Origin of the sequence: uncultured Allofournierella sp. (assembly GCA_944382705.1) — a bacterium.
Taxonomy (GTDB): domain Bacteria; phylum Bacillota; class Clostridia; order Oscillospirales; family Ruminococcaceae; genus Allofournierella.
Genome location: CALWNE010000036.1, coordinates 1 through 7,188 on the forward strand (window position 1 = coordinate 1; position 7,188 = coordinate 7,188).

The window sequence follows — 7,188 nt, forward strand, 5'->3', positions numbered from 1 at the left end:
CCGAAGCGGAGCAGCGGCTGCTGAAAGCCGCCGACCGGCTGAGTGCCCTCATTAAATGTATGGAGGAAGTGCAGGCCGGCAACCGGGAGTTTGCCGCCGCCATGGCCCAGCAGCGGGAAGCCCTCGCAGATATGCACTGCCCCGAGGCGGATTACTTTTTGGAGCGGATGCTCCCCTGCTACACCCAAACGCTGGATGAGCTGACCTGCGGCAGCGAAACGGGGCTGTAAAACAGACTTACCGGTTGCCTTCCCGGTACACCAGCTCGAACAAATCGTCCAAATCCTCATAGTGGCTCAGCTGGCAGCAGGCCCGGCGCAGAGTAGCGGCGCCCTTCAACCCCCGCATATAGTGCAGGGCCTGGCTGCGGGCCTGGGGCATGGCCACCCATTCCCCCTTTTCCTCACACATATCATATACCTGGGTACGCAGAGCCTCCAGCCGCTGGCGCAGGGTGGGTTTTTCTGGCAGGGGGCGGCCATTGAGAGCAGCCCGGATTTCCTCAAACAGCCAAGGGTCGCCCAAAGCGGCCCGGCCCACCATTACACCGTCACAGCCCGTGGCCTTTACCATCTCCACTGCGTCCTGGGCGCTGGCAATGTCGCCGTTGCCCAATACAGGAATCTGCACCGCCTGCTTTACGGCGGCAATCACCGACCAGTCCACTGTGCCGGGCTGGTACATCTGCTCTCGGGTGCGGCCATGCACCGCCACCAGGCTGGCCCCTGCCTGCTGGCAGGCCTTGGCCACCTCCACCGCATTCCGGTGGTCTGCATCCCAGCCTGCCCGCATCTTTACGGTTACAGGGCGGCCGCCGGTTTGGGCCACCACGGCTTCCACAATGCGGCCGCAGTTGTCCGGGTCCAGCATCAGGCGGCTGCCTGCCCCGCTGGATACAATTTTAGGGGCAGGGCAGCCCATGTTGATGTCCAGCAAATCATAGGGCTGGTCCGCAATCAGCTGGGCCGCCTGGCCCATGGTTTCCGGCTCTGCGCCAAACAGCTGAATGCCATAGGGTGCATCGTTCTGCCCGTTGTACATCAGCTGGGCGCTTTTTTTATCCCCAAAGGTCAGGGCCTTGGCACTGACCATCTCGGTGATGGTATACAGCGCACCGTGGCGAGCTGCCAAGCGGCGGCAGGCTGCATCGGTAAAGCCTGCCATGGGGGCCAGCACAGCCCCCGGCTCAAAGGTAAGATGTTTGATCTGCATAAGAACTCCTTTTATACGCAAGCACCCCAAAGGGGCGCACAAATCCAGGGTTTATTGTACCATAAAACCACCGGCTGTGGTATACTGAATTGGAACCGGCCGTTGGTATCAACGGCGCAAGCACCCGAATTTGGAGGTTAATTGTATGAAATTGCTGGTTTTGGATGGCAACAGCATTGTAAACCGTGCCTTTTACGGCATTAAGCTGCTGACCACCAAGGATGGCCGCTATACCAATGCCATTTATGGCTTTATGAATATCCTTCTGGGCCTGCTCAAGGAGGTGCAGCCGGACGAGGTGGCCATCGCCTTTGACCTAAAGGCCCCCACCTTCCGGCATAAGATGTACGACGGCTACAAAGCCACCCGCAAGGGGATGCCCCAGGAGCTGGCCCAGCAGATGCCGGTGCTCAAGGAGCTTTTGGGCTATCTGGGCTTTGCCATGGTATCGCTGGAAGGCTACGAGGCAGACGACATTCTGGGCACCCTTTCCGCCGCTGCGGCCCAGCGGGGGGATGCGTGTTTTTTGGCCACCGGTGACCGGGACAGCCTCCAGCTTGTAAACGACCATGTTACGGTGCTGCTGGCCTCCAGCCGGATGGGCCGCAGCGAAACCATCGTGATGGACAAGGCCGCTGTGGAAGAAAAGTATGGCGTAAGCCCCCGGCAGCTGATTGAGGTAAAAAGCCTGATGGGCGATACCTCCGATAACATTCCCGGTGTGGCAGGTATTGGCGAAAAAACCGCCCTGGCCCTGATTCAAACCTTTGGCACCCTGGAAGGGGTGTATGAGCATCTGGAGGACAGCGCCATCAAGCCCGGCGTGCGCACCAAGCTCACCGCCAGCCGGGAACAGGCCCTGCTTTCCCACCAGCTGGCCACCATCAACTGCCAGATTCCGGTGGATACCCAGCCTGGCTGCTACCTCCGCCAGCCGGGGGATGCCGCAGCCGCTGCCGCCCTGCTGGCAGAGCTGGAGATGCACAGCCTGGTGGAACGGCTGGGGCTGGAGGCAGGCTCTGCCGCTCCTGCCCAGGATGCCGCCCCCCTGGAACAGGTGGTCTGCCAGCCGCTGCCCCTTGTGACGGAGGGCGCCTTCTGTGTGGCCCAGGACGAAACCGGCTGGTACGCCGTACAGGGCCAGCAGGTGTACTCTCTGGACGAGGACGCTCTGGTTCGCCTGGCAGACAGCGACTGCACCCTCTGGGTGTTCGATGCAAAACCACTATTCCACCTGGCTTTGGAGCGAGGCAGCGTGGGCAAGGCAGTGCAGTTTGACGCCAAGCTGGCCGCTTACCTGCTAAACCCTGCCGCCAGCGGCTATGCAGTGGACCAGCTTTGTGCAGAATACGGGGTGCAAAGTGCTTTTCTGTGCCCGGAGCACCCCCAGGCTGGCCAGCTGGAAGGGCTGTATCGGCAATTGAAAGAAACCGTGGAACAGGAAGGCATGGCCCCCCTGCTGGCAGACATTGAGCTGCCCCTGGCCCTGGTATTGGCAGACATGGAGCGCACCGGCATGCTGGTGGACCGGCAGGGACTGGAAGCCTTTGGCCAGGAATTGAAGCTGGCGCTGGAAGGCTGCCTGAAATCCGTTTACGAGATGGTGGGCTATGAGTTCAACCTGAACAGCCCCAAGCAGCTGGGCCAGGCTTTGTTTGAAAAACTGGGTCTGCCGCCCCGCAAAAAAACCAAGAGCGGTTATTCCACCGATGCGGAAACTCTGGAAAGCCTGCGGGATCAAAGCCCGGTCATTGACTATATTCTCCAGTACCGCACCTACCAAAAGCTGAACTCCACCTATGTGGAGGGTCTTTTAAAGGTCATTGGCCCAGATGGCCGGATGCACTCCACCTTCAACCAGACCGAAGCCCGCACCGGGCGGCTTTCCTCCAGCGAGCCCAACCTGCAAAACATCCCCATCCGCACCGAGCTGGGCAGCCGGCTGCGCCAGTTCTTTGTGGCCCGGCCCGGCTGCACTTTGGTGGATGCGGATTACAGCCAGATTGAGCTGCGGCTGCTGGCGCACATCTCCGGCGATGAGTCCATGCGCCATGCTTTTTTGGAAGGACAGGACATCCACCGGAGCACCGCCGCCAAAATTTACGGTCTGCCCATGGAACAGGTCACCCCTGCCCTGCGCTCCTCGGCCAAGGCGGTAAACTTTGGCATTGTGTACGGCATCAGTGCATTCAGCCTTTCCCGGGACATTCATGTAACGGTAAAGGAAGCCGACGCCTTCATCAAAAACTATCTGGCCACCTTCCCTGGTGTTAAGCAGTACATGGACGATACCATCGCCCACGGGCGGGAGCAGGGCTATGTGACCACCCTCTTTGGCCGCCGCCGGGCCTTGCCGGAACTGGCCAGCAAGAACTTTGCCGTCCGGGGTCTGGGCGAACGGATGGCCATGAACACCCCCATTCAGGGCACCGCAGCGGATGTGATTAAGCTGGCCATGGTGCGGGTGTGGAAGCGGCTGCGGGCCGAGGGCCTTGCCGCCCGGCTGATTTTGCAGGTACACGACGAACTGATTGTGGAAGCTCCCCTGGAGGAAGCCCAGCAGGCCGCCCGTATTCTGAAAGAGGAGATGGAGGGCGCTGTGCAGTACTCCGTCCCCCTCACAGCGGATGTGCACCAGGGTGCCAACTGGCTGGAATCCCACTGATTGCCAAAAAGGAGCCACTCGATGGAATACACCATTCTGCCACTGGGCCCGGAGCATCTGGCCCAGTGTGCCCTCATTGAACAAAGCGCCCAGGACCCCTGGACCCTGGCCCAGCTGCAAGAGGAACTGGACTGCCAGCAGTCCGGCGGGGCTGCCCGGCTGTTTGTGGCCCTCCATCCCCAAACCGGGCAGGTGGCAGGCCTGGCAGCCTGGCAGCTGGCAGCCGGTGAAGCCAGCCTGTACACCCTTACCACCCATCCCCAGCTGCGCAGGCAGGGGGTGGGCCGCTGCCTGCTGGACCACTGCCTTACAGAACTGACTGCACAGGGAGCACAGGCCGCCTTTTTGGAGGTGCGGGCCTCCAATCTGGCCGCCCAGCAGCTGTACCGGCAGCTGGGCTTTGCAGAGGCGGGCCGCCGGCGTAACTTTTACGCAGACCCCCGGGAGGATGGTCTGGTTATGTGCCGCACCCTGCCCTGACCGCTGCCCTGCAACGGATTTTAATTGGAAGGAACTAAGCCTTTATGTATATTCTCGGAATTGAAAGCAGCTGCGACGAAACCGCCGCAGCAGTGGTGGAGGACGGCCGCCGTCTGGTAAGCAATGTGGTGGCCACCAGCGTGGCAGAACAGGCCCTGTATGGGGGCGTTGTGCCGGAAATCGCCAGCCGCCGCCATGCCGAAAGCATCAGTGCTGTGGCCCAGCAGGCCCTCAGCCAGGCGGGCCTTGCCCCCCACCAGCTGGACGGTATTGCCGTCACCTTTGCCCCCGGCCTGATTGGGGCCGTGCTGGTGGGCGTAAACTTTGCCAAGGGCCTTGCCTACACTTGGGGCAAGCCCCTGATTCCGGTGCACCACCTGCGGGGTCACATTGCCGCCCTCTACCTCACCCACCCAGATTTGAAACCGCCCTTTCTCTGCCTGGTGGCCAGCGGCGGCCACAGCCACATTGTGCAGGTGGACGACTACACCCGCTTTCGGGTGCTGGGCCGCACGGTGGACGACGCCGCCGGCGAAGCCTTCGACAAGGTAGCCCGCACCCTGGGCCTGGGCTATCCCGGTGGCCCTGCCATCAGCAAGGCAGCCCGCAGCGGTGACCCCAAGGCCTACAAGCTGCCGGTACCCCATGTGGAGGGCCGCTACAATGTAAGCTTTTCCGGCTTGAAAACCGCCGTACTGAACGCCGTAAACCAGGGCGAGATGCGGGGCCATCCGGTGAATGTGGCGGACATGGCCGCCAGCTTTGAGCGGCGCATTGACCAGATTTTAGCGGACAAGCTGCTGCTGGCCGCCAAGGACACCGGAGCCACCTCCATCTGCCTGGCAGGTGGTGTGGCCGCCAATGGTCTGCTGCGCAGCCTGGTAAATGACGGTGCCCAGGCACTGGGCGCAAAGGTCTTTCTGCCCCAGCTCAAGTTCTGCGGAGACAATGGCGCCATGATTGCCGCCCAGGGCTTTTACGAATTGCAGCAGGGCAACACCGCCGGGCTGGATTTGAACGGCCTGCCCACACTGCCCATCGACTACACCAGCCTGTAAAGCTTTTTGCAGCATCCGGATGGTTGCCCGGCAGTTTGCGCCGTAACGCCGTAACATTATTCTCAAACACACAAAGGGCCTCCCCCAGCCAGATAGCCGGGGGAGGCCCTTTTCTATTGGATGTTTTACAAACGGATGCAGGCAGCCAAACCCCTTGGCCGCCCCTGCCGGATGTTACTGGGCCAGCTTTTGCTCCAGATTGGCCCGGATGGCCTTGAGGAATTCATCGCTGGTAACAGGCTGCACCTGTACCCCCTCGGCCAGACCGCACAGATCCTTGGTCATGATGCCGCTGGACAGAGTATCCAGGCAGGCACGCTCCAGCGTTTGTGCAAAGTCCACCAGAGGCTGGTTGCCGTCCAGCTCGCCTCGCTTGGCCAGTGCGCCGGTCCAGGCAAAGATGGTGGCCATGGGGTTGGTGGAGGTTGCTTCGCCCTCCAGATAGCGGTAGTAATGGCGGGTTACGGTGCCATGGGCTGCCTCGTACTCGTAGCAGCCGTCCGGGCTTACCAGAACGCTGGTCATCATGGCCAGGCTGCCAAAGGCGGTGGAGACCATATCGCTCATCACATCGCCGTCGTAGTTTTTGCAGGCCCAGATAAAGCCACCCTCGCTGCGGATGACCCGTGCCACTGCGTCGTCAATCAGGGTATAGAAATAGGAGATGCCAGCCTGCTGGAACTGCTCCTTGTATTCTGCCTGGTAGATTTCCTCAAAGATATCCTTAAAGGTGTGGTCGTACTGCTTGCTGATGGTGTCCTTGGTGGAGAACCACAAATCCTGCTTGGTGGACAGTGCGTAGTTAAAGCAGCTGCGGGCAAAGCTCTGGATGGAAGAATCCTTATTGTAGGTGCCCTGCAACACACCGGGGCCCTCAAAATCGTACACGGTCTGGCGCTGCTGGGTGCCATCGGCGGCGGTGAACACCAGCTCGGCCCGGCCGGGGGTGGTAATGCGCATCTCGCTGCCACGGTATACATCGCCGTAGGCATGGCGGGCAATGGTAATGGGCTTGGTCCAGGTTTTTACCACTGGTTTGATGCAGTCCAGCAGGATGGGCGCACGGAACACGGTGCCGTCCAGCACTGCCCGGATGGTGCCGTTGGGGCTTTTCCACATCTGGTGCAGGTTGTACTCGGTCATACGCTGGGCGTTGGGGGTAATGGTGGCACATTTTACCGAAACGCCGTATTTTTTGTTGGCCAGTGCTGCATCCATAGTTACCTGGTCGCCGGTGGCGTCCCGGTTGGGCAGGCCCAGGTCGTAATACTCTGTATTCAGTTCCACAAAGGGCTCCAGCAGCTCCTCTTTAATGCGCTTCCAGAGAATACGGGTCATCTCGTCGCCGTCCATCTCCACCAGGGGGGTAGTCATCTTGATTTTTTCCATGGAAAGGTCCCTCTCTTTCTTTGTCGTTCTTGGCATTGTTTTTTAGTAACGAAGGCCGGGGTTAAATCCGGCTCTTTTTTTAACAGGAGGCAGGGGCCGCACAGCCCATTTCCGTCAAAACCTGGTCCATAATGTCCACACCCTGCCGGATTTGTTCCAGGCTGGGGGTGGAGAAATTCAGCCGCACGCTGTTACAGGGGCCGTCCTGGGTATAGAAGGCGCTGCCCGGCACCACTGCCAGCTTGTGGGCAAGGCAGCGGGCGGCAAAGTCCTGGCCGTCCATCCCTTCGGGAAGAGTAGCCCACAAAAACATACCGCCCTCCGGTTTTTGGTATCGGATGCGCCCTGCCAGCTTTTGGTCCAAACACTCCATCATAAACTGGG

At 60.5% G+C, this 7,188-nt stretch carries 7 protein-coding genes; 4 read left to right on the plus strand and 3 right to left on the minus strand.

Going from position 1 to position 7,188, the window contains the following annotated elements; genetic code table 11:
• Nucleotides 1-230 (plus strand): YfbR-like 5'-deoxynucleotidase (locus ACH2EM_RS05260; RefSeq protein WP_395151085.1); only part of this gene is annotated, 230 nt, incomplete at its 5' end.
• A gap of 7 nt (nucleotides 231-237) precedes the next feature.
• Here the strand turns inward: ACH2EM_RS05260 and dusB are convergent.
• Nucleotides 238-1,212, minus strand: a complete 975-nt coding sequence (gene dusB / locus ACH2EM_RS05265) for a tRNA dihydrouridine synthase DusB (protein WP_395151086.1) — start codon at nucleotides 1,210-1,212, stop codon at nucleotides 238-240.
• Between the two features lie 145 nt (nucleotides 1,213-1,357).
• Here dusB and polA point away from each other — a divergent pair, with 145 nt between their 5' ends.
• The 3 genes from polA to tsaD are packed head-to-tail and all read left to right on the plus strand — an operon-like array spanning nucleotide 1,358 to nucleotide 5,415.
• Nucleotides 1,358-3,877 (plus strand): DNA polymerase I, encoded by a 2,520-nt coding sequence (gene polA, locus ACH2EM_RS05270; RefSeq protein ID WP_395151087.1) that lies wholly within the window; start codon nucleotides 1,358-1,360, stop codon nucleotides 3,875-3,877.
• 21 nt (nucleotides 3,878-3,898) lie between these two features.
• Nucleotides 3,899-4,357: a ribosomal protein S18-alanine N-acetyltransferase gene (gene rimI / locus ACH2EM_RS05275; RefSeq protein WP_395151088.1), complete on the plus strand. Its 459-nt coding sequence runs from the start codon at nucleotides 3,899-3,901 to the stop codon at nucleotides 4,355-4,357.
• A gap of 44 nt (nucleotides 4,358-4,401) precedes the next feature.
• On the plus strand, nucleotides 4,402-5,415 hold the full coding sequence (gene tsaD, locus ACH2EM_RS05280; RefSeq protein ID WP_395151089.1) for a tRNA (adenosine(37)-N6)-threonylcarbamoyltransferase complex transferase subunit TsaD: 1,014 nt from the start codon (nucleotides 4,402-4,404) through the stop codon (nucleotides 5,413-5,415).
• 174 nt (nucleotides 5,416-5,589) lie between these two features.
• Here the strand turns inward: tsaD and ACH2EM_RS05285 are convergent, their stop codons facing one another.
• Together ACH2EM_RS05285 and ACH2EM_RS05290 are read right to left on the minus strand one after the other, a co-directional pair.
• The gene (locus ACH2EM_RS05285; protein WP_395151090.1) at nucleotides 5,590-6,804 is read right to left on the minus strand and encodes an NADP-dependent isocitrate dehydrogenase; all 1,215 of its coding nucleotides are present in this window, start codon (nucleotides 6,802-6,804) and stop codon (nucleotides 5,590-5,592) included.
• Nucleotides 6,805-6,883: 79 nt separating this feature from the next.
• Nucleotides 6,884-7,188 (minus strand): aminotransferase class I/II-fold pyridoxal phosphate-dependent enzyme (locus ACH2EM_RS05290; protein WP_395151091.1); only part of this gene is annotated, 305 nt, incomplete at its 5' end.